This window comes from Campylobacter sp. CNRCH_2016_0050h (assembly GCF_025772605.1).
GTDB classification, from domain to species: Bacteria; Campylobacterota; Campylobacteria; order Campylobacterales; family Campylobacteraceae; genus Campylobacter_D; species Campylobacter_D lari_D.
Genome location: NZ_JAKMSK010000007.1, coordinates 1 through 26,888 on the forward strand (window position 1 = coordinate 1; position 26,888 = coordinate 26,888).

Annotated in this window: 24 protein-coding genes and 1 other RNA gene; 9 read left to right on the forward strand and 16 right to left on the reverse strand. The window is 29.6% G+C overall.

What is annotated here, in order from left to right; translation table 11 throughout:
- From L8X28_RS04560 to L8X28_RS04570, 3 genes are all read right to left on the reverse strand, one after another.
- Nucleotides 1-1,281 (reverse strand): ShlB/FhaC/HecB family hemolysin secretion/activation protein (locus L8X28_RS04560; protein WP_263665661.1); only part of this gene is annotated, 1,281 nt, incomplete at its 3' end.
- A 10-nt stretch (nt 1,282-1,291) separates the two neighbouring features.
- Nucleotides 1,292-4,786 carry a filamentous hemagglutinin N-terminal domain-containing protein gene (locus L8X28_RS04565; protein WP_263665662.1) on the reverse strand — a complete coding sequence of 1,165 codons (3,495 nt, stop codon included), beginning with the start codon at nt 4,784-4,786 and terminating at the stop codon, nt 1,292-1,294.
- A complete protein-coding gene (locus tag L8X28_RS04570; RefSeq protein ID WP_263662111.1) occupies nt 4,765-4,959 on the reverse strand; it encodes a hypothetical protein in 195 nt (64 codons plus the stop codon). Before L8X28_RS04570 ends, L8X28_RS04565 begins: the two co-directional genes overlap by 22 nt.
- A 164-nt stretch (nt 4,960-5,123) precedes the next feature.
- Here L8X28_RS04570 and L8X28_RS04575 point away from each other — a divergent pair, with 164 nt between their 5' ends.
- Complete coding sequence (locus L8X28_RS04575) at nt 5,124-6,752, forward strand: multidrug ABC transporter permease/ATP-binding protein (protein ID WP_263665663.1); 1,629 nt, start codon at nt 5,124-5,126, stop codon at nt 6,750-6,752.
- 9 nt (nt 6,753-6,761) lie between these two features.
- Entirely contained in the window at nt 6,762-7,235 is a 474-nt protein-coding gene (locus L8X28_RS04580; protein WP_133319039.1) for a GlcG/HbpS family heme-binding protein, read from the forward strand.
- 24 nt (nt 7,236-7,259) lie between these two features.
- On the opposite strand, the gene cgb is transcribed toward L8X28_RS04580, so the two are convergent.
- The gene (gene cgb / locus L8X28_RS04585; RefSeq protein WP_133319038.1) at nt 7,260-7,688 is read right to left on the reverse strand and encodes a single-domain globin Cgb; all 429 of its coding nucleotides are present in this window, start codon (nt 7,686-7,688) and stop codon (nt 7,260-7,262) included.
- Between the two features lie 190 nt (nt 7,689-7,878).
- Between cgb and L8X28_RS04590 the strand changes: the two genes are divergently transcribed.
- From L8X28_RS04590 to L8X28_RS04600, 3 genes are read left to right on the forward strand one after another with little or no spacing between them, the layout of a single operon-like run.
- Nucleotides 7,879-8,883, forward strand: a complete 1,005-nt coding sequence (locus L8X28_RS04590) for an extracellular solute-binding protein (protein WP_133319037.1) — start codon at nt 7,879-7,881, stop codon at nt 8,881-8,883.
- Nucleotides 8,884-8,902: 19 nt separating this feature from the next.
- Nucleotides 8,903-10,486, forward strand: coding sequence for an ABC transporter permease (locus tag L8X28_RS04595; RefSeq protein WP_263665664.1), 1,584 nt, complete (start codon nt 8,903-8,905; stop codon nt 10,484-10,486).
- Nucleotides 10,486-11,466 carry an ABC transporter ATP-binding protein gene (locus L8X28_RS04600; RefSeq protein WP_263665665.1) on the forward strand — a complete coding sequence of 327 codons (981 nt, stop codon included), beginning with the start codon at nt 10,486-10,488 and terminating at the stop codon, nt 11,464-11,466. The genes L8X28_RS04595 and L8X28_RS04600 overlap by 1 nt, the downstream gene beginning before the upstream one ends.
- Before the next feature lie 70 nt (nt 11,467-11,536).
- Here the strand turns inward: L8X28_RS04600 and L8X28_RS04605 are convergent, their stop codons facing one another.
- Entirely contained in the window at nt 11,537-12,208 is a 672-nt protein-coding gene (locus tag L8X28_RS04605) for a WG repeat-containing protein (protein WP_263665666.1), read from the reverse strand.
- Nucleotides 12,209-12,341: 133 nt separating this feature from the next.
- Here L8X28_RS04605 and L8X28_RS04610 point away from each other — a divergent pair, with 133 nt between their 5' ends.
- Complete coding sequence (locus L8X28_RS04610; RefSeq protein ID WP_263659558.1) at nt 12,342-13,565, forward strand: HD domain-containing protein; 1,224 nt, start codon at nt 12,342-12,344, stop codon at nt 13,563-13,565.
- A gap of 3 nt (nt 13,566-13,568) precedes the next feature.
- Here the strand turns inward: L8X28_RS04610 and ffs are convergent.
- An RNA gene (ffs, locus tag L8X28_RS04615) (signal recognition particle sRNA small type) lies at nt 13,569-13,666 on the reverse strand.
- A 52-nt stretch (nt 13,667-13,718) separates the two neighbouring features.
- On the opposite strand from ffs, the gene L8X28_RS04620 reads away from it, so the two are divergent.
- Nucleotides 13,719-14,162 (forward strand): hypothetical protein, encoded by a 444-nt coding sequence (locus L8X28_RS04620; RefSeq protein WP_133319033.1) that lies wholly within the window; start codon nt 13,719-13,721, stop codon nt 14,160-14,162.
- 10 nt (nt 14,163-14,172) lie between these two features.
- On the opposite strand, the gene L8X28_RS04625 is transcribed toward L8X28_RS04620, so the two are convergent.
- The 4 genes from L8X28_RS04625 to L8X28_RS04640 are packed head-to-tail and all read right to left on the reverse strand — an operon-like array spanning nt 14,173 to nt 18,876.
- Nucleotides 14,173-15,798: a flagellar hook protein FlgE gene (locus L8X28_RS04625; protein WP_263665667.1), complete on the reverse strand. Its 1,626-nt coding sequence runs from the start codon at nt 15,796-15,798 to the stop codon at nt 14,173-14,175.
- A gap of 4 nt (nt 15,799-15,802) precedes the next feature.
- Complete coding sequence (locus tag L8X28_RS08420; RefSeq protein ID WP_220567070.1) at nt 15,803-16,810, reverse strand: flagellar hook capping FlgD N-terminal domain-containing protein; 1,008 nt, start codon at nt 16,808-16,810, stop codon at nt 15,803-15,805.
- A 50-nt stretch (nt 16,811-16,860) separates the two neighbouring features.
- Entirely contained in the window at nt 16,861-18,534 is a 1,674-nt protein-coding gene (locus L8X28_RS04635; protein ID WP_263665668.1) for a flagellar hook-length control protein FliK, read from the reverse strand.
- Nucleotides 18,535-18,537: 3 nt separating this feature from the next.
- Entirely contained in the window at nt 18,538-18,876 is a 339-nt protein-coding gene (locus L8X28_RS04640; protein ID WP_133319030.1) for a hypothetical protein, read from the reverse strand.
- A gap of 127 nt (nt 18,877-19,003) precedes the next feature.
- Between L8X28_RS04640 and typA the strand changes: the two genes are divergently transcribed.
- Nucleotides 19,004-20,812 carry a translational GTPase TypA gene (gene typA / locus L8X28_RS04645; protein WP_220567072.1) on the forward strand — a complete coding sequence of 603 codons (1,809 nt, stop codon included), beginning with the start codon at nt 19,004-19,006 and terminating at the stop codon, nt 20,810-20,812.
- The gene (locus tag L8X28_RS04650) at nt 20,812-21,444 is read left to right on the forward strand and encodes a poly(A) polymerase (RefSeq protein ID WP_263665669.1); all 633 of its coding nucleotides are present in this window, start codon (nt 20,812-20,814) and stop codon (nt 21,442-21,444) included. Before typA ends, L8X28_RS04650 begins: the two co-directional genes overlap by 1 nt.
- Before the next feature lie 11 nt (nt 21,445-21,455).
- On the opposite strand, the gene L8X28_RS04655 is transcribed toward L8X28_RS04650, so the two are convergent.
- The 6 genes from L8X28_RS04655 to pyrE form a co-directional block, all read right to left on the reverse strand.
- On the reverse strand, nt 21,456-22,196 hold the full coding sequence (locus L8X28_RS04655) for a carbonic anhydrase family protein (RefSeq protein ID WP_263665670.1): 741 nt from the start codon (nt 22,194-22,196) through the stop codon (nt 21,456-21,458).
- Between the two features lie 105 nt (nt 22,197-22,301).
- Nucleotides 22,302-22,931, reverse strand: a complete 630-nt coding sequence (locus L8X28_RS04660; protein WP_263664091.1) for a protein-L-isoaspartate(D-aspartate) O-methyltransferase — start codon at nt 22,929-22,931, stop codon at nt 22,302-22,304.
- 91 nt (nt 22,932-23,022) lie between these two features.
- Nucleotides 23,023-24,540 (reverse strand): disulfide bond formation protein B, encoded by a 1,518-nt coding sequence (locus L8X28_RS04665; RefSeq protein WP_263665671.1) that lies wholly within the window; start codon nt 24,538-24,540, stop codon nt 23,023-23,025.
- A gap of 302 nt (nt 24,541-24,842) precedes the next feature.
- A complete protein-coding gene (locus L8X28_RS04675) occupies nt 24,843-25,865 on the reverse strand; it encodes a ribonucleotide-diphosphate reductase subunit beta (protein ID WP_263665673.1) in 1,023 nt (340 codons plus the stop codon).
- The gene (locus L8X28_RS04680; RefSeq protein WP_133319021.1) at nt 25,862-26,278 is read right to left on the reverse strand and encodes an RDD family protein; all 417 of its coding nucleotides are present in this window, start codon (nt 26,276-26,278) and stop codon (nt 25,862-25,864) included. Before L8X28_RS04680 ends, L8X28_RS04675 begins: the two co-directional genes overlap by 4 nt.
- On the reverse strand, nt 26,278-26,886 hold the full coding sequence (gene pyrE, locus L8X28_RS04685) for an orotate phosphoribosyltransferase (RefSeq protein WP_133319020.1): 609 nt from the start codon (nt 26,884-26,886) through the stop codon (nt 26,278-26,280). The genes L8X28_RS04680 and pyrE overlap by 1 nt, the downstream gene beginning before the upstream one ends.
- Nucleotides 26,887-26,888 lie beyond the last annotated feature (2 nt).

Consider the following 26,888-nt stretch of genomic DNA (forward strand, 5'->3'; position numbering starts at 1 on the left):
AGTAATATACTCATTAATACTATAATAATTATTCAAACTAGCATTGAGTTTTCTAAACCAACCCATGCCATTACTATTATTTTTATAATTAGTGCCTAAAAAATTAACCCCATCGTCATAGACCTTGCCTAGGTTGATTTTGGTACTATAAATAAAAGTGTTATGAAAATTTCTAAATAAACCTTCTAAACCCATACTACCTACATTAGAATGCTTATTAAAAGTTAAAAATCCAGCACTTGTATCACTAAGTATTTTATGATAAATACTTGAAGTAAAGTAAAATGATGAATTAGTATTAATCCACACAGGATAAGAAAAGTCTATACCAAAATTTCTAGAAGTACCATAAAATCCGGCATTTTCATAATCTTCTCCCAAGGAATAATTTCCTTTTGATACACTTGGAGTAATTTTTAAATTTCCTAAAAAGAAAGTATAACTTGCTCCATAGTTGATTTGTTTTTCATTGCTTGATTGTAAGTAAAAATTATAATAATCTCCCATATTAAATATAGAATTAAATCCCATGCTGATGCCTATTCTATATTTGCCAGAACTTTCAATACCATAATTATCAGCATATAATAATACATTGGCCTTAGTATCAGGCACTACTTCTATAACTACATCAGTTTCTCCTACATTCTCTCCTGCTTGTAAGCCTGCTAGGGTTTGAATGCCATACATTTCATTGACTTTATATGCGCTATCTTCTATTAATTTAGTGGAGATAATTCTACCTTTAAGTTTTTTATCTAATTTATCTTTTATGAAATGATCTTTGATCGAGGTTTTGTTTTCTATTATGTGTTTTCCAAATACTCCTAAAGCAATGTTTAGTTCTATATTGCCATCTTCAAAATTTTGTTTTGGAATAAACACTGTTGCAGCAGGATAGCCATTAACTTGGAAATAATAAGCAACAATATTTGATACATCTTGCAAATCTTGGATATTAAATTTTTTCTGTTCATAATTTAATATGAGATTATGTAATTCCTCTTCTTCAATTCCTAAATTTTCAAAATCAATTCCTTTGTTTGTGATGTGAAAATTATAGTGAGTAAGTATTTCTTTTTCATAATGTTCTTGGTGTGTATTTATGATTTCTCTAGCATCTTGAAATTTTTCATAATTTTGTTCAGTTTTTAAATTTTCTTTTAAAGCTTTGTTTTGTGGTATATTTCTATCAGGAGATAATTCTATTATTTTTATATTGTCATTTGTAGCTCGTAAAGCACATGTTAAAATTAAGGTGCAAACAATAATCTTATGCATTTAACTTTCTTTAATTAGCACATGGGTTCATAGCTTTAAACCCATCGCTTACAATACAAGTTTTTTTACGAGCTTCTATATCAAGTTCCCCAATTTCTTTGATTATTATTTCATCTTTAACTAAATCATCTCCTAAAGAATTAAATAAAAATAAATTAGCAATATTGTCATTAATCATTGCAGGATAGTTTTGATTATTGTTTAGACTTGATTTTGCTTGATTGTTTTCTAGTGTAGGAATGCTAGGAATACTAGGTGTTAGATCAGTCCAAGGCAAATCAGGTTCAACAGGAATACTAGGTGTTAGATCAGTCCAAGGCAAATCAGGTTCAATAGGAATGCTAGGTGTTAGATCAATGCTTTCTAAAATAGGTTTATATAAGTCATATTGATAATCTCCCATTATTAAAAAACTACCTTTATTGTGTTGATATTCTATTTTATTTTTAATTTCTGCTAATCCTAATTTGGAAGCTACTGTTTCTTGTTGTTTTTCTAGCATATTGATATTTTTAAGTAATTGAGCTAGCTTATTAGGATCTAGTGAAGAATTGTTTTTTATATAGTCATTATAAGATTTTTCTGCTATTTGAAGTTGTAATTTTATATTTTCCAATTCTTTTAGAAGTTGTTGTGAATTTAAAACTATATCTTTTAACTCTCCTTTTAGAATTTCTAATATACTTATTTTTTTCTCAATTGTTTTGTCTATATTTGATTTTATATTGTTTTGATAAAAATCTTTTACACCTTCTTCAAATTTATCATTATTTGCATTATTTAATCCGTTGTTTTGATAAGCCATTATAAAATCTAAACTTTGAACTATCTTCAAGGCTTGTGATTTATTATTTGCTGTATCTTTGATGAAGTATTTTGCCACAAAATCTACTTTTTCATCTTCTGTCATTAGATTATAATCTTTTTCTGCTAACATATCCAATAAAACATCAATATATATTTTATAATGCTGATTGATAAGATCTGCTAGAATTTCATTTTTGATGACATCTTCATATAAATCATCTTTACCAAGGATGGCTTCTTCTTGTATGATATTGTCTATATTTGGGTAATTAATTTCTATTTTATTTGAAAAATCTGGTTTTTTTGGTAGTTCTATAATAGGTCTTGCTATTGTATTATCTTTACTTAAAAAATCTTCAAATTTTAAATTTTTATTATCATCATTATAGGTATGAATATTAATTTTCATATCTTTCCATAATTTTAAGTCGCTAAAAACATCATTAAAATCATTTTCATGATGATAAATATGTATATTCTTAAAAGCTAAATTTACATTTTTATCGTTATAGGCACTAATAAATTTTCCACTTAAATTTTTACCATCACTTGCAAAAGATTGTATTTGGGAGTCATTTTCAAAAAATAAATATATATTTTTAAAATCTAAATTAAATTTTTGAAACATTGAACGCCCTTCAATATATCCGATAAACCCAGCAGCATTGGCAAAGTCTTTTTGTCCATAAGCTTGTATATTTTTTATATCATATATGCTTATGTTAGAAAAACTTCCTTTACCTTCTTTTTGAATCCATCCTGCAAAACCTCCAACATTCACCATTCCACTTTTGTCTTTTTCAATCTTGCCTGAAATAGTGTCAATATTTTTTATTGTGATATTTGAAAGAGATAAATTATCACTTCTATATCCTTCTATTTTTCCTGCAAAGCCACCGCTTGCAGCACGAGTGCCTTCCATGGAGTTATTATTAATGCTTTCTATTTTTTCAGCTTCTATGCTAATATTATCAAAAACACCTCCATTAGCAAAACCTACAAACCCGCCAGCATAAGCATTTCCTGTATCAAAAAAATCTTCTTCCAACGAGCCATCTTTGTTATCTTGACTAATGCTTTTTACATTTTTAACACGCACATTGATGTTTTTAAAATAAGTATCACCAGAATCAATACTTCCTACAAATCCACCAGCATAAGTATGGCGTAAAGTAGTAAAAGTGGAGGTTATGTTGTTTATATCTAAATTTATATTTTCAAGATCAGCATAGCCTATATTACCTGAAAAACCACCTGTAACAAAACCTCCATTAATTTCATCAATTTGTCTTATATCGATATTGCTAAATTTTCCTCCCCATACTTCTCCGGCAAAACCACCCGTATATGTTGCTTTTGTTGTTTTATCATTAATAATTTTATTTATTTGTGATATGTTTATATTTTCAAATTTTCCATTGTTAATTCCACCTACAAAACCTCCAATATGTGATCTATTTTCAAGGCTAATACCGCTGATTTCTCCTATTGATTTTATATCAATCTTGTTAAAGTTAGCACCATTAACATATCCTACAAAACCTCCTGCGTAGAGGTTGTTTTTATTTTGTGTAGAGATTTTAGAGATATTTTTTAACTCTATATTTTCAAATTTACTGCCACCACTTGCATATCCTACAAAACCTCCAGTATACATTGAGTTTGATAGAATAGAGTTATCGTTATAATCAATTATTATATTTTTAAATTCAGAACCATTAGCATTTCCAAATATACCAACATATCTTAAAGAATCTGATAATACATTTGTATCTATGAATATATTTTTTAAAGCAAAATTTTGTCCGTCAAAAATTTTATTATAAAAGCTATTATCTTCTATAATTTTCCAATCATCATTGTAAATAGGATCTTTATATCCTACTATCATATTGGTGCAACCATATCCTTCTATACAGTAATTTGCATAGTTTTTTCCTTTAAAATCTATATCATTTGTTAGTCTGTATTCAGTAGCTGTATTTCTAAAATCTTTTTTATTTTCATTCCAACCTTTGGAAAAATGCCACCAATCAACATCTGAAGATATTCCTACAAAATCATATATGTTAAAAGAGTTATTATTATGTTTTATATTTTGAAAATCAGCTTGTTTAAGTTTATCAAAAACTGCAAAAGAATTAGGATCGTAGTAATATCCACTAGCATTTAAATATATAGAACCTCTTTCTTTAGCACTTACTTCTAATTTTGATAAAGAATTTGCGTTTATATTTGATGTATCAATGTCTATTTCGTTTCCTATAAGTTTGATGTTTTTTGAGTTGATTTTAGTTAATAAATCATTTGAATTTTTAATATTTGAATTTAATAAAATTTTATTTCCTATAAAGACAACTTCTTCAGCGTTAATATTTCCCATATTAACTACATTGCCATTGTTTTTATCTAATTTTATAATGGGTGATTGTATGGTGTTTGTTTTTCCATTTGCAAATTTTTGCATTTCATCAGAACTTATTGATGAGGTTGAAGCTACAAAGCGATTGGCATTGATAGTTCCTGTTTTAGTTATGATTACTCCATTAGGATTGATTAAAAAGACATTATTGCCACTTGCATTTAATAAACCTTCTATGGTAGATTTATTTGTACCATGAGCAATGTTTAGGTAGTTTTTGTTAGAGCCATTAAAATTTACACTTTCATTTTTGCCTATGCTAAATCCCCCCCCCATTGTATTACAGAATTTTGCCCATTTCCGTGGATATTCATATGATTATCATTTATGCTAATAGAACCACTAGTTCCATGTGTAAATTTACCACCACTAGGTAGCGCTAGACTTTGATCAAATAAGATAGAAATAACAATACCAGATAAAAGAATATGGTTAGAAAAACTAGACATCAGCTATCCTTAAATAATTATTAATATCAATATGTAATTTTTAAATATATTATAACAAAATTTATTTATAGTTAAATAAAAACAAATAAACATAAACAATATAAATAATTTATTATGCATATTTTTGTTATATAATTTGCTTTTAGAGTTAAGGTTTAGATTAAATGAAATTTTTAGTTTTTTTATTTAAAGAAAGCAAATTAAAAATCATTCTTTTTTTGCTTTTTAGTATTTTTACGAGTATATTAGGTGTATTGACTTTAGTTTTTATTAATGAATTTTTATTAAAAGCTAATTTTGAAAACTCAAATATTATCGTGTATTTTGTGCTTTTGTTGCTTGTATTTTTTGCGAGTTCTTCTTTTGTAGAAATTGCTTTAAGCTCGTTTGGACAAAGTTTTATTTTTAAAATGCAAAGAAGGGTTGTAAAGCAAATTTTAGATACAAGTGTTTTGAGTATTTTAAATACTACTAAAGCAAAGATTTTGGCTTCTTTAAATAATGATGTGCGTAGTATTTCTTTTGGACTTTTAAGACTTCCTGAATTCATACAATCAAGTGTTTTGATTATTTGTGTAAGTGCTTATATAGCTTATCTTTCTTTAGAAATTTTCTTTTTATGTTTTGTGTGGATAGTGTGCGTTTTTTTGGTGGATAATTTTTTGATGAGTAAGGTATATTTTTATTTTAAAAATGCTAGGGAAAATGATGATGCTTTGCAAAAAAACTATCAAAATATTTTACAAGGGCATAAAGAATTAACCTTAAATCCTTTAAGGGCAAAGTATTATTATGAAAACGAGTTTGAAAAAAATGCTCTAAAAAAGAAAAAAAGCTCCACTATAGGAAATATCTTACATATCTTATCTAATAATTGGAGCAATAGCGCCATGCTAGCTTTAGTAGGAGTGGAGTTTTATATAGCTTTAAGTTATGAACTTGCTAGTTTGCAAAGTGCTACTACTATTGCTTTAAGTGTGCTTTTTTTAAGATCACCACTTGGAGCTATGATAGGAAGTTTTCCTACGCTTATGATGGCAAAAATCGCTTTAGATAAAATTTCAAATTTAAATTTAGAAAATTATTCTCATGAGTTTAAAATTAGTCAAAATAAAAAAACTTGGCAAAAACTTTGTTTTAAAGATGTATCTTTTTCTTATAATGAAAATTTTGCACTAAAACCTGTAAATTTTGAGCTTAAAAAGGGCGAATGCGTATTTTTAATAGGGAAAAATGGTAGTGGTAAATCTACTTTTTCTATGATTTTAGCAGGACTTTTTATAGACTTTAAAGGGGATATTTTTTTAGATGATGAAAAAGTAACTTCAGAAAATATTTATGAATATAGAAGTTTAATTAGTGCGATTTTTAGTGATTTTCATTTATTTGAGCATGTTTTAGAAGATGAGAAATTTAGCAAAGAAGACTTGGTATACTGGCTTGAAATTTTAGAACTAAATGAAAAAGTAGAGCTTGTGGAAAATAATTTTAGCACTATAAAGCTCTCGGCTGGACAAAAAAAGCGCCTTGCTATGCTTAATGCTTTACTTGAAAAAAGAGATATTTTAATATTAGATGAGTGGGCAGCTGATCAAGATCCTATGTTTAGAAAGTTTTTTTACACTAAGCTTTTGCCACTTTTAAAGCAAAAAGGCATTACAATATTTGCTATAACACATGATGAAGTATATTTTGACATGGCTGATAGAATTTTACTCGCACAAAATGGTCAAATTTGTGAATTAAAAGGCGATATTAAAGAACTAGCAAAAAATGCAGTAGAAAAATTTTAAAGGATAAAAATGAAAAAATTATTTATTTTATGTTTATTTTTAGGAGTAAGTTTGATGGCAAAATCTTTTGAGCTTGTAAAAGAGCCTGTTCTAACTTCGCAAATGGTTGAAGGGATTTTGGATCTTGCAAAGAAAGAAGCAAGAAAAAATGGCTTTCATGTAAGTATTACCATAGTAGATAAATCTGGTCAAATTTTAGCAGTTTTAAGAGATGATAAAGCAGGTGTGCATACGATTAATGCTAGTTATAAAAAAGCCTACACAGCCACTTCGCAAAAAAGAGAAACAGCAGTTATTTTTAAAGGTGTAAAAGAGGGTAAAATACCTGAAGATATTCGTTATTTAGATGATAAGTTTTCTATTATGCCTGGTGGGGTACCGATTTTTATAGATGGAGTTGTTGTTGGTGGTATAGGTGTGGGTGGAGCACACTTAGATGAGGATGTAAAAATAGCAAAAGCGGGGATAGCGTTTTTAAAATAGGCTTTGAAAAATCAAAGCCTATTGTCACTTAGCTTTTGCATAAATTTCTTTTTCAATGTTTATGTAAAATTGTGCGATAGCTTTGTAAGCTTCTTCCCAAGCTTTTAGTGTAGTTTCATCTGCATTTAACACTACTTTAATAGCCTTTAAAAGACAAGCACCTACTATAGGGTAATGCTCCTCTTTGACATTTAATTTTGTATGAGTGATAGCTACTTTATCAACAAAGCTTCTCATATTTTCTAAATTTTCTACATTTTTTGCTGCCATTAAAATAGCCATTGCTAAAGCTTTTGGTTGCTCGCCTGAAGCTTGTTTTTCCATATTAAACATAGGTTTTACTTCAGGATATTCTTCAAACATGATTTTATAAAATTCTTTTGTCAAAACTTCACCATTTTTTTGTAAAATTGGTACACAATCTTTGATGATTTGAATTTGCTCTTGTGTCATTTTATCTCCTTTGTATATTGTATTTTTGATGATTATATAAAAATAAGAGAAAAAATATCTTGATTTATGTTAATTTTGTATTATTTTATTTTAAATTGATTATGTATATCAATTTAAGTAAATATAAAGTGAATTATTAATATAATAATCCTTATCAATTTCAAAATTTAAAATTAAGGAAATTTATAAAATGAAAGCAAAAGTAGTTTTACTATCTTTACTAGCTGCTATGAGCTTAAGTGCTCAAGAGCTTACGATTTATTCTCATCGTCATTATGATTCTGATAAAGGAATTTTCAAATTATTTCAAGAAAAAACAGGCATTAGTGTAAATGTGGTGCAAGCTAAGGCTAATGAGCTTGCTAAAAGATTAGAAGTTGAAGGTAAAAATTCAAAAGCAGATTTATTTATGACTGCTGATGCGGGAAATTTAGAACAAGTTCGCACAAATAATCTTTTTGTTTCAGTTAGCTCGCCTGAGCTAGAAAAACTTTCTCCAAAAGAGCTAAGAGGCAAAAATAACGAATGGTATGCTTTTACAACAAGAGCAAGAATCATCATCGCTTCTAAAGATAGAATTAAAGATGGAGAGATTAAAACTTATGAAGATTTAACTGATCCTAAATTTAAAGGTAAGGTTTTAGTAAGAAGTTCAAATAATGTTTATAATATTTCTTTGTTAAGTGCTATGATAGATACTTTGGGCAAAGAAAAAGCAAAAGAATGGGCACAAGGCATAGCAAATAATCTTGCACGCACTCCAAAAGGTGGGGATCGTGATCAAATTCGTGCAATCTATGCAAAAGAAGGCGATGTGGCTATATCAAATAGTTATTATCTAGGACATCTAGCAAATTCAAAAAATCCTAAAGATGTTGAAGCTGCAAATTCAGTAAAAGTGATTTTTCCAAACCAAGATGATAGAGGAACACATATCAATGTAAGTGGTATAGGTGTTTTAAAAACTTCTAAAAATAAAGAAGCTGCGGTTAAATTTATCGAGTTTATGCTTTCAAAAGAAGCACAAGAAATTTTAACAAACCAAAACTATGAGTATCCAGTAAATAAAGAAGTAAAACCTGCTAAAATTTTACAATCTTGGGGCGAGTTTAAAGTAGAAAAGCCAAATTTCGAAGCTTATTGGGGTAATGCTAAAGAAGCTTTAATGATTTTTGATGAAGTTCAATGGAAATAATTTTAAGGAAAAATAAAATTTGAAATTTTTAAGTTTAAGGTGGTCTTTTGCCACCTTTTTTTTCTGTAGTTTAATCATACTGCCTATACTTGCTATTATTTTACACCTTCCTTTTATAGATATTAATACCTTAAAACATTTGAGTAAAAATGTCTTACCAAGGTATATTTTTGGTAGTGCTTTTATATTGTTTGGTACTTTAGTGTTGTGTTTGATTATAGGTTTAGTTAGTGCTTATTTGATAGCTTTTTATAAATTTTTTGGCTCGAAATTTTTTGAATGGTTTTTGATTTTACCTTTGGCTATACCTTCTTATGTAATGGGTTTTGTTTGGATTGATTTGTTTGAATTTCAAGGCTTAATTCCCACGCTTTTAGGTGTTGATAGGCGTATAGATATCATGAATGCATATGGGGTGATTGTGATTTTATCTTTTGCTCTTTATCCTTATGTGTATTTTTTTGCTAAAAATACCTTTGCTTATGGACTTGGAAATATCATTTTAAGTGCCAAAACACTTAAGGCTTCTAATTTAAAAACATTTTTTAAAGTGATTTTGCCATTTTGCCGTGTGGGTATAGTGGGTGCTTTGCTGTTGGTGGCTATGGAGGTTTTGAGTGATTATGGCTTGGTGGCGTATTTTGGCGTAGATACTTTTAGCGCAGGAATTTTTAGAACATGGGGAAGTGGTGGCGATGAAGTCAGTGCTGTGGCTTTAAGCGTGACTTTACTTGTATTTATCGCACTTTTAATGCTTTTAGAAAAAATTCAAAGAGGTAAAAAAGGCTTTAATCAAAATGTGTTTTTGCCTACTCCAAAAGATGAGTTAAAAGGCTTAAAGGCATTTTTAGCCTTTTTATGGTGCTTTTTAGTGGCATTTTTAGCCTTTGTCGTGCCTATTATGTGGCTTGTTTATTGGGCCGGGTTTGATTTTATGCAAAATTTAAGCAATGTCTTAACACCTGCATTTTATAGTCTTAGTGTGTCTTTAGTGAGTTCTTTTGCTATTGTGGGAGTGGCATTTTATTTATGTTTTATAGTGCGTTTAAACGATACAAAAGCTTCTAAAATCATCCTTTGGCTTACGACTTTGGGGTATTCTTTACCTGGAGCTGTGGTAGCTGTGGGAATTTTAGTGATTTTGGGTGTGTTAAATTATATTTTTGATCTTTTGTCTTTTGAATATGCCATAGGTGGTGGATTTTTAGTGCTGTTTTTTGGATACTTTGTGAGATTTTTAGCTTCTGGAATTTTTGCAACTCAATCAGGCTATGAGAGAATTTCTAAAAATATAGACTATGCAAATTTAACCTTAAAATCAAAACCACTTAAAATTTTCACTCAAATTCATTTTCCTTTGATGAAGCATTATTTAGCTTTGGCTGTGGTGATTATTTGTGTGGATATTTTAAAAGAATTGCCTATTTCAACTATACTTTCACCTTCAGGTTTTCAAACGCTTTCATCGCTTGTATTTGCTTATAGTGAAAATGAGTTAATTTATAATGTTTCTTTGCCATCTTTGATTATAGTGTTATTTGGGATTATCCCTACATTTTTAATGCATTATTTGCAAAATAAAAACAACCAAAAAGGACAATAATGGAAATCTTAAAAATTGACAATCTTTACAAATCTTTTGGAAAAATAGAGGTCTTAAAGGGAATTTCTTTGAGCTTAAAAGAAGGCGAGATTGTCAGTATTTTGGGAGAAAGTGGCTGTGGTAAGAGTTCTTTGCTTGGTTGTATAGCGGGTTTTTTTGAAATCAATGATGGTAGTATTTATATAGGGGATAAACTAGTTGCTTCTAAGAGTGTGTATTTAGCCCCACAAGAGCGTGATGTGGGGGTTTTGTTTCAAGATTATGCTTTGTTTCCGCACTTAAATGTAGAAGAAAATATATGCTTTGGTATAAGCTTTTTAGGTAAAAACGAGCAAAAACAAAGGCTTGATGAGGTTTTGGAAATTTTAAATTTAAATACACTTTTAAAACGCTATCCAAATGAGCTAAGCGGTGGGCAAGCTCAAAGAGTAGCACTAGCAAGAACCATAGTCGCAAGGCCAAAAATCATACTTTTTGATGAACCTTTTTCAAATTTAAATCACACTTTAAGCGTTAAAATGCGCAAAGAAATCAAAAATATTTTAAAAGAGCATAAGCTTAGTGCTATTTTTGTTACGCATGATAAAGACGATGCTTTTTATTTATCAGACAATATCGCTTTGATTAAGGATGGAAAAATTTTAGACTATGGAAGTGCTAAAGAGCTTTTTTATAAGCCTAAAAATATAGATAGTGCTTGTTTTTTGGGCGAAGCATTTTTTATAGATCCAAATACAATTTTAGATGAGAATTTTAAAGCATATTTACAAAGTAAAAATGGCATTTTACGCCCTAATGATATACAAATTTCAACCTCACAAACTCCTTTAAAGGCTAGCGTTTTAGAATGTGTGTTTTATGGGGATTTTTATGAGCTAGGCGTGAGTTTGGAAGGACATATTTTTAGCATTTATCATCATAAAGAGCTTAGTAAAAATGATGAGGTTTATCTTAAGTTAAGTGATATAGAAAGTTTTTAATTTGCTAAAATTATAATGAGTATGCGAAAATAAAAGTTCTAGTAATTGGAATAATATCAAATTATATTTGCTATTTTATAATGTTTCCATTAGTATCTACAAAGCCCCATTTTCCATTTAGCTGAACTATTGCGGCTTTATTATAAAAACTCTCTACTTCATCAAATATAGGGTTTATAGCAATATTTCCACTTTTGTCTATAAACCCAAATTTTTCGTTTAATTTTATCTTTGCGAGGCCTTCGCTAAAACTCTCTACTTCATCAAATATAGGATTTATAACAATTTCCCCTTTATTGTTTATAAACCCCCATTTTTCATTTAGTTTTATATCTGCAAGTCCTTCGTTAAAATTTCCCGCATAATCAAATTTAGGTTTTATTATAAATTCTCCATTTGTGTCAATAAAACCCCATTTGTCATTTATTAAAACCGATATCAAATTTTCGTAAAAACCATTCGTATCGTCAAATTTTGGTTCAGTTATAATTTTTCCGTTTTTGTCAGCGAAACCGTACTTATTACCTATTTGAATAGTTATAAAATTTTCATTAAGGTGACTAATATAGTCATATATTGGGTTTATTATAAAATCTCCATTTTTATTTATTAAGCCCCACTTGCCATTGAGTTTTACTGTTGCTATATCATTGTGAAAAAATAAAACTTCATCAAAAATCGGCCACATCATTTTTTTACCATTTATATTTACAAAACCTTGGTTGTTGTTTAATTTAATCATGGTAGAACCTCGTATTTATGTTGATGATAAGTTTTAAAGATTATTTTACAATAAAATATCAAATCACAATATCAAAATAAAATTTGCTAAAGATTATAAAATAAAGTAAAATCACAGCAAAAAAAGGAAATAAATGATTAGTGTAGAATTGATAGAGCATATTTTTAAAGCTGCTTCTATATCAAGGTGGAATGATTATCCTAGAATGACAAATTTAGTTGAGCTTGATAAACAAGCACATAAATTTATCATTGCTTATTTCATTGCTAAAATGGAAAAAGATGTCAATATGCGTTTTATCATAGAAGCAGGAATTTTTGAGTTTTTAAGTAGGGTGGTAGTGACTGATATACGCCCTGATGTGTATCATGAGATAACGCGTGCAAAAAATGAGCAAGTAAGTGCTTGGGTGTTAAGTAAAATCGCACCAATGATTCAAGATATAGAAAATGGTGAGTTTTTAAAACGCTATGAGCTTTTTTTGCAAGGTAAAGATTGTGCAAAAGAAAGGCTTGTTTTAAAAGCTGCTTCGTATTTTGCGACAAGGTGGGAGTTTAATATAGTTTATCAAACTAGTTCATTTTTAAGTGATATTGATGAGATTAAGGCTAAGGTTGAAGAAGAATTAGAAGATTATTATGAGTTAATTGGCGCAAGAAAAATAGCTCTTAATCAAAAAATTTCTAAAATAATCGATCTAAGCGGACGCTTGCGTTTTCAAAAAAGATGGGCACAAACTCCAAGGATTCCAGAAACTGCGGTTTTAGGACATATGCTTGTGGTAGCTATTTTGTCTTATTTTTATTCTTTAGAAGTAAAAGCATGCGATGGTAGGATAGAAAGCAATTTTTATTGTGCTTTGTTTCATGATTTACCCGAAAGTTTAACTAGAGATATCATCTCTCCGGTAAAATATGGCATAGATGGTTTAAATGAAATCATCAATGAGTATGAAATGAAACTTATTAATGAGAAAATTTTACCTTTTATACCACTATCTTTTAGAGAAGAATTTAGTTATATACTTGGTATTAGAGAAGGACAAAATGAAGAAAGTGCCTTTGTAAAAAATGAATTTGAAAATCGTATTTTTAATAACAAACCAAGTGTTTATAGCGGTAGTTTGGATGCGGTTAATGAGGATCGTTTTAAGGCTATTGATGGAAAGGCTTTGAAGTATTGTGATAAGCTAGCAGCTTTTATAGAAGCGGCTTTATCGATTAGCTATGGAGTAAAGTCTAAAGAGCTTGAAAGCGGTTTTGTGGGAATGTATGAGTATTTTAAAACAAATCCGACTATTAATGGGGTAAATTTCTTTAGAATTTGCGAGGATATTAAAGGGTATTTTAAACTTTAAAACCCTCTCCCAGATGACTGCGGCACACACTAAGTCTAAGTGCTCTGCTGTGTTCCCACCCTGAAGCGGTGCTTAAAAATAGCATTGCACAGGTCTAAGAGAAGGCAGTTGAAATAATATCTTAAAATATCTTAAAAAACATTGAGGTGAAGTATGTTGAGTATATTTGCAAATTTTTTATCTAAATTTAGAGAATTTTTTGTTCCTAGTCATCTGTCTTTAGAATTTAGAGCAAAATCTTTTGCGGCTATTATTGTGGCAAATAAAAATATAAAAGCAGAAATTTGGCAAGTTTTAGCTGATATTGCTAGTGAAATTTATCCAAAAGATAAAAGCAGGCAAGCAATTTTGGTGCAAACTTCTAAAGAATATGTAGATAGAGTTTTAAAAAGTGAGCTTAGTTTGGATACTTTACTTAAAAATATTGCTTTGCTTTTGAAAAAAAATCCAAGATATATACAAAAGATAAAATTTGATAAACTTGAGCGTTTAATAGATAAAAATGAAGAAGAATCTTTGGTTCAGCTTAGGGTGTATGAATTTTTTGAGCAAGAGGTAAAATATATCTTAGAGCAAAAAAATATAAATAAAACATGAAAAGCTAAAATTAGCGTTTCATGTTGATTGCTTTTTGTATCATTTGATCGGCTGTTGTGATACTTTTACTACTTGAATCATAAGCTTTTTGTAGAGTGATTAAGTTAGTAAAAGCTACCGATAAATCTACATTAGATTGCTCTAAATAAGAACCTTTAAAAGTTGCTGTGCTGAAATTTCCATTAGCATCAAGTAAAAAAGTTGGATTACCGCTATTTCCTGTTTGTCCATAAAGATTTTCCCCTAGCTTTTCCAAGCCTTGTTCGTTTGTAAAATTAAACAAAGCAAGTTTTGCCATAGCTATTTGATCTCCATTGGTAAAAGTGGCGATGATAGTACCATCTGTGTTAATAGAATAATTATTTAAAAACCCCTCGCCCTTACCATCTGTTTGTGTATGCACTGAAGGTTGTTTGTTTTGTAAAGCATGAAGCCCATCATAGCCTGAATTTGGTATATTTGGATCATAATAAGAACCAAGATTTATATTAACCCTTGTTCCATTATTATCTACTGAATTTAAGGTGTTAGATACTAAAGCTCCAGATTCGTTAAAAGTGATTAAACCTTCGGTTGTTCCACCTATTTTATTGCCATCATTATCATATACTTGAGCAACAGCTTTGTATTCTAAATCTGTACCATTTTGCGGTAAAACTCTATCTAATTTAACTTTTACCCAACTAATAGATCCATCAGGATTTATTAATTTTGCAGAAAGTTCTGTGCTATCAGCTACTTCTTTTTCAACGCTTAAGTGAGATGATTCTAATTTGGCTGTTTCTAAATCGACTTTATCTAGTTTTTGATTGTCGATACTAAAAGCTAAATTTTCATCTAAAGTAGCTTGTAATGTTTGATTAGCACCCTTTTCATCAGTGATTTTAAAATATATAGTATCGCCAGGTTTTATACCATAAATTTGTTCATCTTTTACACTACCTGAAATTTTTACACTACCATCTTCATTTTTACTAAATTCAAATTTAGAAGCATCTACATCTACATTTACTGCTTCTGTTTTGGTGCTTGTGTCTAAATTTCCACTCCAAGTTATATTTTGCGTTGGTTGAGGTGGTAAGTAAAGATTTTTAGGTACAGAAATAGGTCCTTGAGTATTAACTCCGCCCATTTGTAAATTCTGTCCAGGTGTTCCACTCCAAGCTGTAGTGACTTTTTGTCCCATAATCTGACCAAACATATTAGAAACTCTATCACTTAGTTGAATTTCTTGTAATGATGGATTCATAGTTCCAAGTACATAATTTCCATTTGAATCTACTAAAAATCCATTTGCATCAGGTTTAAAAGCACCATTTCTAGTATAATAAACCCCATTAGCATTACTTACACCAAAAAAGCCTTTTCCAGCAATTGCTACATCAAATTCATTATCGGTAGAAACTAACGGACCTTGTTCAAAAATATCATTAGTAGCTCCTGCTACACTACCATAACCAGTTTGACCTTTGTTATATGATTGTGTTGTTATGGTGCTATAAAATACATCTTTAAATGCCACATCAGAGTATTTAAAACCGACTGTATTGACATTGCTTATATTATGAGCGGTATTGTCTATACCATAACTTTGGGATTTTACTCCATTTACTCCATTGTAAAATGCTGTAAACATGATTTTATCCTGTAATCTCTTTAATATCTTCCCATTTAACCCAGCTACCGCCCATACCAACTAGAGCTTCACCTTCTTCAAATTTAACTCCAGTGATAGGATAAGCACCATAAGTTGAATTAACGGTTGTGCCATCTTCACCTATATAGCTTGCTCTTACATAGTATTTTCCAGATGGTACAGGACTTCCACTATCATCTGTTCTATCCCAAACGATTTGTTTCATACCAGCACTCATATCTTTAACACTCATTGTTCTTACAGGATCTCCTGCTTCATTATAAATAGTAAATGTTACAGGTGTGCTGTCTGATTTATAAGCTGAATCAATCTTTGCTGTTTTGATATCAACACTTGGGGTATGTCCTACTATTTTAAATGTTTGATCTTCTCCAACTACTGCTTGAACCGTTTCTTCTTGACCTTTGTCATCTTTTAATTTTATATGTATAGTTTCTCCAGGTTCAGCTATTTCTTTATCAACTTTACCTGTTATATCTAGTTTATCTTCGCCATTTTTCTTAAGTTCAAAACCTTCAATATCAATATCAGTCTTTTTACCTTTTTGTGGTTCTTGTGGTAAATACATATTAATTTGAAATTGTATATCATCATCTGCCACTACAAGGTAATTATCTTTAACTGTTGCAAGCTTTCCAACTGCAGCTAGTGCGCTCATACCTGTGCTTGCTGCAATAGAATTTTGTAGTTTTGTCATCGCAGTTACAAGTTGAGTCATGGTTTTATTAGTATTATCTTGCATTTCAAGTGCTGAAAGTTGTGCTGTTTGAGTAAGCATTTTTTCAGTATCCATAGGATCTGTTGGATCTTGATGTTGGAGTTCTATTAAAAGAAGCTTTAAAAACGCATCCTTGTCAAGTTCTGCCCCAGGGTTGTAAATCAACCCGCTATCACCTTCACCGGCTCTAGTGCTTCCTTTAGCATTTGGCATATCTTTAGTATTAAGCGTTGCTAAAGGACCTTGAAGGGTTTGTGTGTTTATATTTGACATAAAAATCCTTTTTTATATATTTTTAAAGCTCAAAGCAAAAAATATTCCATTTAAAAATATTTTGCTAAAACCATTTCTAAGCTTGGTTTTTCTTGAATTTCTTTTTCAAAATTCACCTTATCTTCTTTACTATTGTTGTTTTTTTGTCTTTGCGGATTGCTTTGTTCTTTTCTTTCTTGATTACTAAAATTCATTTCTAAATTTGTAAATCCCATATTTACAAGAGCATTTTTAAACTCAGCTTGATGTTGTATAAAAAGATTTAGGGTATTTTGATTAGAGTTAAAGCTAATATTTAAATTTGAACCCCTTTGGACTAAAGTTACTTCTACTTCTCCAAGATTATGTGGATTAAGAGTTATACTAAAGCGAGTTATAGGTGCTTTGTAGCTTTCTAGTTTTTCTTTAAATTCTTGGGCAAAATCATTGAAAGTTTCTTTCATAGGAATATTTTGATTTTTTATAAAATTATTAGAAACCCTATTCATTTCCCTTACATAAGAATTTAAATTCTCTTCACTATGATCATTTTCATCTTTTGAAAACTCTTTTGTGTGTTTAAAAATATCACTAAAATTATCTATATTTTGATTATTTTTATCTATTTTTAAATGTTTATCTTGAGGGGCCAATTGATTTTCTAAGTTAATTTTTAAATCTTGATTTTGATTTTGTATATTTTGAGTATTTTTTATATTTGTTAATTCAGTTTTTAAATCTTTTGAATTTTCTAAAACAGAACTTATTTTTTTACTAAAGCTATCTTCGCTAATAGTTAGTTTTTCATTCTTTAATATTTCTTTAAAATCTAGCTTTTCTTTTTCTTTAATATCTTTTTTTAGGTTTGTGTTTTGAGTAAGATTAATTAACTCAATATCACTTAGTTTTTCATTGAATTTTGTTGTTGTATTTTGGATATTTTTTGCGTTTTTTATTTCTTTTTCATCTTGAATTTGAATTTTTTCTACTAATTTTTCTTTAAAATCTATGTTTTGAATGTTTTCTTTTGCTTGTGTTTTTATATCTTTTTTTGGAAGTTCTATATTTTTTAAAGCAGAAGAAAGCAAAGACATACCTTCGTTTTCTTTGCTTTTTATATTTTTGCTTGTATTTGGTTCTTCTTTTAAAAGCTTGGTAATTTTTTGATTGATTAAATCTTGAAAAACATTAGTATTATTATTTTGTTTTGGTATTTCAAAAAAACCTTTTTTATCAAGATTTGGAAAGGCTTCTTTTAAATCTTTAATTTGTTCAAATTTTATATTTTTGATGTTTAATCCAAGCTCTTTTGCCACATTAAAAAGCTCATTAATATTTTTTATATTTTTTAGCTTGTGTAGATTTTTTTCAAGAGCTAAAATAGCAGTATTATCCTGGACAAGTTTGTTTAGTTTTATATCCTTGCTATCGCTTTGTAAAACCTCCAATAAAGAAAGAATATGCATAAAATTTGCACCCTCAAAAAGCTTCAAAGCATCTTTTTCATCCAGCGGTATTTTATCTTTGACATCATCTTTTAAAATTTTATCATTAACTTTATCATCTTTTTGTGGAGTCTTGAAATCTTTTGGTAAACTTCCATCTTTTTCATTTATTGCTTGCAATAAGGAATTTAAAAATTCCTCGCCATCACTTTGTGAGCTAGCGTTTTCTTTACTTGGGTTTTCATTTTGTGGAGTGATGCTTAGTAAGTTTAAAGCATCACTAGCTTGGATATTAGACATTAATTAACCTACTAAAAAATTATTTTTTGCTAAATTTGGAAATAAATTTTGTAATTGTGCTGCACAATCAAGTTTTAAATTTTCATGAGTAAGATTAAAATTTTTAAATATCACTAATAATTCTTCTATGTTTTTAGCATTTAAAACCGCATTTTCATTTTGCGCATCATCTAAAATTTCACTTACTTTGCTTGAAAGTTTTGCATAATTTAATTCTTTTTCTTCATTTGAATTTATAACTTCTAAATAATTTAAAAGTTCCATAAAATGCTTACTATTTAAAACTGAAGTTCCTTGTTTTTCTAAGTTAGCGTTAAAGATTTGAGTATTTAGGTTTGACATATTTTTCTCCTTAAAAATAATTCTTACTCAAGACAAAAGCAACAAGTGTTCCAATTTTTAAATCTTAATTTTTAAGCATTTTTTTTATATAATGTTAGATTTTAAATTTAAGACTTTGGAGAAAAACTTGGATAATATTAGAAATATAGCTGTTATAGCTCATGTTGATCATGGTAAAACAACAATGGTAGATGAGCTTTTAAAACAATCAGGAACTTTTAATGAGCGTGAACAAATAGCAGAGCGTGTAATGGATAGTAATGATATAGAAAAAGAAAGAGGTATCACTATACTTTCTAAAAATACTGCTATTAATTATAAAGGCACAAAAATAAATATCATAGACACTCCAGGCCATGCTGATTTTGGTGGTGAAGTTGAGCGTGTGTTAAAAATGGTTGATGGGGTTTTGCTTTTAGTTGATGCACAAGAAGGGGTTATGCCTCAAACTAAATTTGTGGTAAAAAAGGCTTTATCTTTAGGGCTTAAACCTATTGTTGTTATTAATAAAATCGACAAGCCAGCTGCTGATCCTGAAAGAGTAATCAATGAAATTTTTGATCTTTTTGTGGCTTTAGAGGCAAATGATGAACAACTTGATTTTGCAGTAGTATATGCAGCTGCTAAAAATGGTTATGCAAAACTTGCACTTGAAGATGAAAGCACTAACATGGAACCATTGTTTAAGACCATACTTGAGCGTGTGCCTGCTCCAAGTGGTAGTGATGAAAATCCTTTACAGCTTCAAGTTTTTACTCTAGGTTATGATAATTTCGTTGGTAAAATAGGTATTGCAAGAATTTTTAATGGTAAAGTAAAGAAAAATCAAAATGTTATGCTTGCTAAAGCAGATGGCTCTAAAATCAATGGAAGAATTTCAAAGCTTATTGGTTTTATGGGTCTAGAAAAAATGGATATTGAAGAAGCAGGGACAGGCGATATTGTAGCGATTGCAGGTTTTGAAGCTTTAGATGTAGGAGATAGCGTGGTAGATCCAAACAACCCTATGCCACTTGATCCTTTACATATAGAAGAGCCAACTTTAAGTATAGTATTTTCAGTAAATGATGGTCCTTTAGCGGGTACTGAAGGTAAACATGTAACTTCAAATAAAATCGCAGAACGCTTAGAAGCTGAAATGAAAACTAATATTGCCATGAAATATGAAAGCACAGGCGAGGGTAAATTTAAAGTAAGTGGAAGAGGTGAACTTCAAATAACTATCTTGGCTGAAAATATGCGTAGAGAAGGTTTTGAGTTTTGTATGGGAAGACCTGAAGTTATCGTTAAGGTAGAAGATGGGGTTAAAACAGAGCCATTTGAGCATTTAGTGATTGATGTGCCTGATGATTTTACCGGGGTTGTGATTGAAAAACTAGGCAAAAGAAAAGCTGAAATGAAAACTATGACACCAACTGGAGATGGTCAAACAAGACTTGAGTTTGAAATTCCTGCGCGCGGGCTTATAGGATTTAGATCACAATTTTTAACAGATACCAAAGGCGAGGGTGTGATGAACCATAGCTTTTTAGAGTTTCGTCCATTTAGCGGGGCAGTTGAAAAAAGAAATAATGGTGCGTTAATTTCTATGGAAAATGGTGTTGCGCTAGGGTATTCTTTATTTAATTTACAAGATAGAGGGGTATTGTTTATCGATCCTCAAACAAAAGTATATACAGGTATGATTATAGGTGAGCATTCGCGTCCAAATGATTTAGATGTTAATCCGATTAAAGGTAAAAATTTAACGAATGTTAGAGCAAGTGGAAGCGATGATGCAATTAAGCTTGTACCACCTAGAAAATTAAGCCTTGAAAGAGCATTAGAATGGATAGAAGAAGATGAGCTTGTAGAGGTTACTCCACAAAATATTAGAGTTAGAAAAAGATATCTTGATCCTACTCAAAGAAAAAGAATGGAAAAGGCTAAGTCTTAATGGATTTTGAAGCCATAAGACAAGCTTTAAATAAAAGACTCAAAGCTTTACAAATTTTAGCATTTGCTGAAGCTTTGGTTATATTTTTTCTTGCTTTTCAATTTAGCAAGGATGTGATTATAGCTTTGTTTTTTGCTGTTTTAGCAGGAGTTTTGTTTTTTAGAATTTTAGGAAGAAAGCTTATGTGGGGACGCAATGAGCTTGTATTTAAAATGTGTGAAGAATTTTTAAAGCAAAACAATGCTAAATTTGACAAACAAGGCTTTGATCAAAAAGATTTTGAAAAAATTACTTTTGATTTTTCTTTAAAAACTTATCATTCTCAAAATTCTTTTATTTTTGATGATTTTATTCTTTATGATGTGAAATTTAAAGATGAATTTGGGAATTTCTTTTGTGGAATTTTGCTTTATAGTAAGAAATTAAAAGAAGATATTAAGTCAAATGAAAGTATTTTTGAAAAAGTAAAGGATAAAGAATTTTCTACACAAAGAGTTTTGAAAAAAGATGATTATTTGCTCATAGCTAGTTTGAAAAATCCTTTTTTTGCTGATTTAAAAATTTCAAGCGAGTTAAATTTTAAACTTTTTAGAGCTAATTTAGAAAAAATTCAAGCTTTTATACATGATTAAGTTTAGCTTACTTAATCATTTTGTTCTAAATTATTAATTTCTTGTATTTTTAAATTCTCATTTTTTCCCATTAAATTTTGTATAGTTTGGATTTGCTCTTTAGAGGCATAGCTTATGTCTTTTAAAACTATCCAAGTGATTTTTTGATTACAAGGCTTGTTGAGTTTATTTTTAAAGATATAAAAAGATTGAAGATTGTTTGGCAATAACTCATTAGCACTTAAGCCTTGAACATAAAGTTTATCGCCTTCTTTTTTAGGAAAAGCACGAATGATTTTTTTAATAAAAGGATTTTCCGCACCTTCTTGTAAAAACAGCACAACCACTGCTATATCACCTTTTTGACTTACATGACTAAAATGAATTTCTAAAGGATAAGATTTTTTATCAATAGAAATTTTTGATGGAGCGTGAAAGTGAAAATGAGATAAATTATAAGCTGTATTATCTAGCACGATATGGCTTCCATTGCTTGCAAAATGCATTTTTATGGTATAACCATCATTTATTAAGCCAAAAGAATCATTTGAGTAGTTAAATTCTAAAGAATGATTTTTATTTGTAACCTTTTTACTGTTTATATTGATGAAATCTTGATTTAACCCACTTTCACAGTAAATCCAGTTTTTATCTAAATTTTTCCATTTGTCTTTGTCTATGAAATTTCCATGTGAGGCATTTTGAGGCATTTGCTCATAGGCAAAAAGCATGCTAGTGGTAAATAAACCAAAAAGTATTTTTTTAAAACTCATAATATTCCTTTTTTAGCATAATTATAAAAAAACATCCCCTATAAAAAGCTTATGTTTAAAAATAATTATATTAAAATTAAATATTTATCTTAAAAATTAGCAAGATTATTCTTTACCATCTTTAATAGGCACAAAAAGGCATTCATCTAAAACTTCTTTGCTAATCTCGCCATCTTTTTTGGTAAATTTAGTGATAAATTGTTGATTTCCTATGAGTAAAGGAGCTACTAAAATTCCATTGTTTTCAAGTTGATCAAATAATACATTTGGAATATGCTCTATATAAGCTGAGAGTAAAATTCTATCATAAGGTGCATAATTTTTCCAACCATTTTGCCCATCATCAAATTTTACATGAATATTAGCATAGTTTAGTTTTTTAAATTTTTCTATAGCGCTAATTGCAAGTTTTTCAATGCGCTCTATGGTAAAAACTCTTCTAATAAGCTTACTTAAAATCGCAGCTTGATACCCACTACCACAACCTATTTCTAAAACACTATCAGCATCTTTAAAATCAAGCGCCATAGTCATTTTGGCCACAGTTAAAGGCGAGCTTATCCATTGATTACCCATTAAAGGAAGTGCATCAAGTCTATAAGCATGCATTTTTAAAGGTGAAAAAATTTCTCTTGGAGTAGAACAAAAAGCTTCAAATAATTCTTCATTAATGAAAGTGTTTTTGCGAATTTCTTCTGCCATAGTTTGACATTGTTTTTGTTCGAATATATGAATCAATAAGCACTCCTTGATAAAAAGTGTTATTTTATCTTAAATTTTATTTATCTAGCTTTAAAGTCTTTAAGGCGTAAAAACGCCTTAAAGATTAATCAAGCGTATAAAGGATGTTTGATCCATCTTGATAAGATAAGATGTGCATTTTACCATCTTTGAAGAATAAACTTCTTGCGTTAGTTATATTTTCTGGATAAGAAATAGTTTTTATAACTTCTTCTTTGTCTAGATCAATTACAGCAATAACATTATGCTTTTTACTTAATGCATAAATTTTACCATTTTTAAAAGCCATTGAAGTTATATAAAGATCGCCCAAAGTTTTTCCTACTTTTAACTCAGCTTTAGGAGTAAATTCAGCTGAAAGAACTCTATCTGCTAAAGAAATTTTAGAAATTACAAAAGTTTTAGCATCCTTATTGTTTGGAACGGTAGCAAGATACATGTATTTTCCGTCAGTAGTTGTGCTTAAAACATGATGGAATTTAGCTCTAACTGTGTCAATTCTACCACGACCAAGGTTTTCACCTTGTCCTTCAAAATTATTTGCCCCTCTAATAAAATCAGCATATTGTAAAGCTTCATCTGCATTAGGATTTTGAGCAAATCTTAAGAAAGTTTTATTAGAGCCCATTAAGATGTATTTGTTGTCCAAATAAGGAATAATTCCTATGATAGGATTAATTGTGGCTGAAAAATATGGGTCTAATAGAAAATCTGTTTTAGTACTAAAATTATCATCTAGGAAAAATACTTCCCATTTTGAACTTGCGACATATTCTCCATTGATATAATCAAGTGTATTGATAGCTTTAGGAAAATCAATTTTTGTTTCATTTACGATTTTTAGATTATCATCGATATTTGTAAATGGAGCATTACTGATATTATTATCAAATTCAATACCTAGTTTTTCATTAGCAGGAGCAAAAGCAAAATCAGGTTCTTTAACATCGCGTTTTCCTAAGAAAGAAATGCTTTTCCAACTTTTATTCCAGCCTGAATCATCCCAAATAATATATTTTGGATTTAAACTAAAACGAACTGGATCACCTTGTCCGCTATATGGGATAGGACCAGTGCTTACGAAAGCTTGGAAGACATTTGAAGCTACGATAAAAGCAACAATAACCATAGCAGCTAGGTTAAATTTAGTCAATTTTCTAAAACTAACTCCTTCCATTTCTTTTTCAAAGGAGCCAAATTTTGGAGCAAAAGCAAAAATTACACCAAGTAATAAAACTACAGCCCAAAATACTACTTCAGCCCAAAAATAAGTATGCAAACCAAAAATAGGCAAACCAAAACCTTGATCAAGATCACGATGCGCATGTCCGCTTATATGATTAAATGATTGCCATAAACCAAATGCAGTTGCAATTAAAAGAAAAGCCAAGAACTTACCTTTCATACCATAACGCACGATAAATAAAGCTGCAACACCAATGAAAATCATTGATTCTCTTTGGCCCCAACAAGAAGTACAAGGGCTATCACCTAGCATATAACCAAAAATCAAATTTGCAATTCCAACAGGCATTAAAATGATTAAAAAACCTGCCAAGCACATTAAAAAATAAAAAAATTTAGTTTTGTTAATATCACACATATTTGCCACCTTATAGATTCATTAGGCCTAAGATTGCGCCTGATTTGCGACCTAAATAGTCAAATACCATAATAGTCCATGAAATTACAAGTATAGAAAAAGCTAGTTTTTCTTTTTCAGGCTTAATTATCATGAGAACTATGGCAATAAAGACTAGCAAAAGTTCTAAAAACTCCATAATTACCTCTTTACTAATAAAATAAAATGGCGGATTTTACAATAATGAAATAAATAAAAATAAAATATTAAATAAAAAGAGAATTTTAGTTTAAAAAAATGTAAAATATGGGTAGTTTTGTGACTTAAAAGTCATCAAAACTCAAACTCCCTTTAGAATAGTTTGTAACCTTGCTTTCAAAGAAATTGCTTTTTTGATCATTAAATTTAGAAAAATCATCCACCCATTTAATAGGATGTTTTGCATTATAAATTTTATCAAGATTAATAGCTATTAGTCTTTGATCAACAAGATAGTGAATGTACTCTTCTATAATATCGTCTGTAAAACCCATGATTTGATTTTGAGTGATGTATTTACCCCATTTGATCTCAAGTTCACCTGCTTTTTTAAACATATCATAAATTTTTTTTATATTGATATCATTAAACAAATCAGGTCTTTCTTTACGCACAGAATTAATCATATTTTGAAATAATAATAAATGAGTAATTTCATCTCTTTGTATAAAGCGTATCATTTGTGCTGAACCTAGCATTTTTCCTGCACGCGCTAAAGCATAAATAGCAGTAAAACCACTATAAAAATACACTCCTTCTAGAATTTGATTTGCTACCATTGCAAGTAAAAGTTTATTATCATCTACTTCGCCAGCTAATTCTTCATAAATACTTGAAATGAAATCATTTTTTTCTCTTAAAGTCTCATCGTGTTTTTCCATTTCATAAATTAAGTCTGTATTTTCACAGATTGCTTCAACCATCACTGCATAAGATTTTGAGTGATTTGCTTCTTCATAAGCTTGTCTTGCTAAAACCGCATTGATTTCAGGTGCTGTGATATAAGGGTTGATATTATCAGCAAGATTGTTTGTTTGAAAACTATCCATTGAGATAAGTTGAGACCAAACTAGATCATACATTCTTTTTTCTGCTACGGTTAGATTGCAACGATAATCTAGTGCATCTTTTGTTGTATCTACTTCTTTTGGAAACCAAGTATTTGCTTCCATTAAATCCCAAAGTTTTAAAGCCCATGTGTATTTTGCTTTAGTAAAATTTAAAATACCATGTGGGTTGCCGTTAAATACTTTTCTATCATTTAAAGTTTCATTTGATTTTGGATTATAAATTCTTTTTCTATTCATTTTTCCACCTTTGTTACAATAGCGCTTTGGCTTAAAATATCATGCAAGGCTAAGGTATCCTTTCTTAAAAAGCTTACCAAAAAGCCAATCAACAAGCCAAAGCTTATAATGAAAATTACATAGCGTAGGATTATTCTAAAAAAATTAAGTTTGTGTCCATTTTTAATATCAATCAAGTATAAATCATAAGCTTTAAGTCCAGGACTTTGAGCTTTTTTTACTAAAAATAATGCTTGTAAAAATCCAAAAAGCAATGGGCACAAAAAAATTATAAGTTGATTGTTTAAAAAAGCTTCTTTAGAGCCAAGAGTAAAATAAAACAAATACAAAATGGGCACATAAAGCAAAAATAGATCAATCAAAAAGGCTTTAAATCTTAAAAAGCGAGTGGCTATTTTTGCTTTAGTTTTCATTAGTTACCACGACTACCAGGTTTGATAGCTTTAGTGCCTTTTTCACAAAGTGGGCAAGTATTTGCATCATAAATATCAAATTCAAAATTTCCTAGTGCAAAAAGTGGTAAATTTTGTGGTAATTTTGCATTTTCTTTTCTTGGATTGTTTAAATTTTTTACAGCACAAAAACCACGATTTGCTAAAGCTGCAAAACCTACTACTTCTCCACCTAAATTCTCGATGATTTTTGCACTCTCAAGTGCTGAGCCACCTGTTGTAATAATATCTTCACAAACGATAAATTTTTCACCTTTTTTTACTTCAAAACCGCGTCTAAGACTCATCACTCCTTCTACGCGTTCAGTAAAAATAAAGCGTTTGTTGCAAGCTCTAGCAAGTTCATAACCTGCTAAAATTCCACCCAAGGCAGGCGAGCAAATACTATCAAATTCAATATTAAAACTGGCAATAACTTTCGCAAGCTCATCACAAAGCTCACCTGCTAGTTTTGGATTTTCTAAAACTTTAGCACTTTGAAGGTAAAACTCAGAGTGTTTCCCTGAGCTAAGTAAAAAATGTCCTTGTAGGTATGCTCCACAATCTTTATAAATTTGTTCTAAGTTCATTT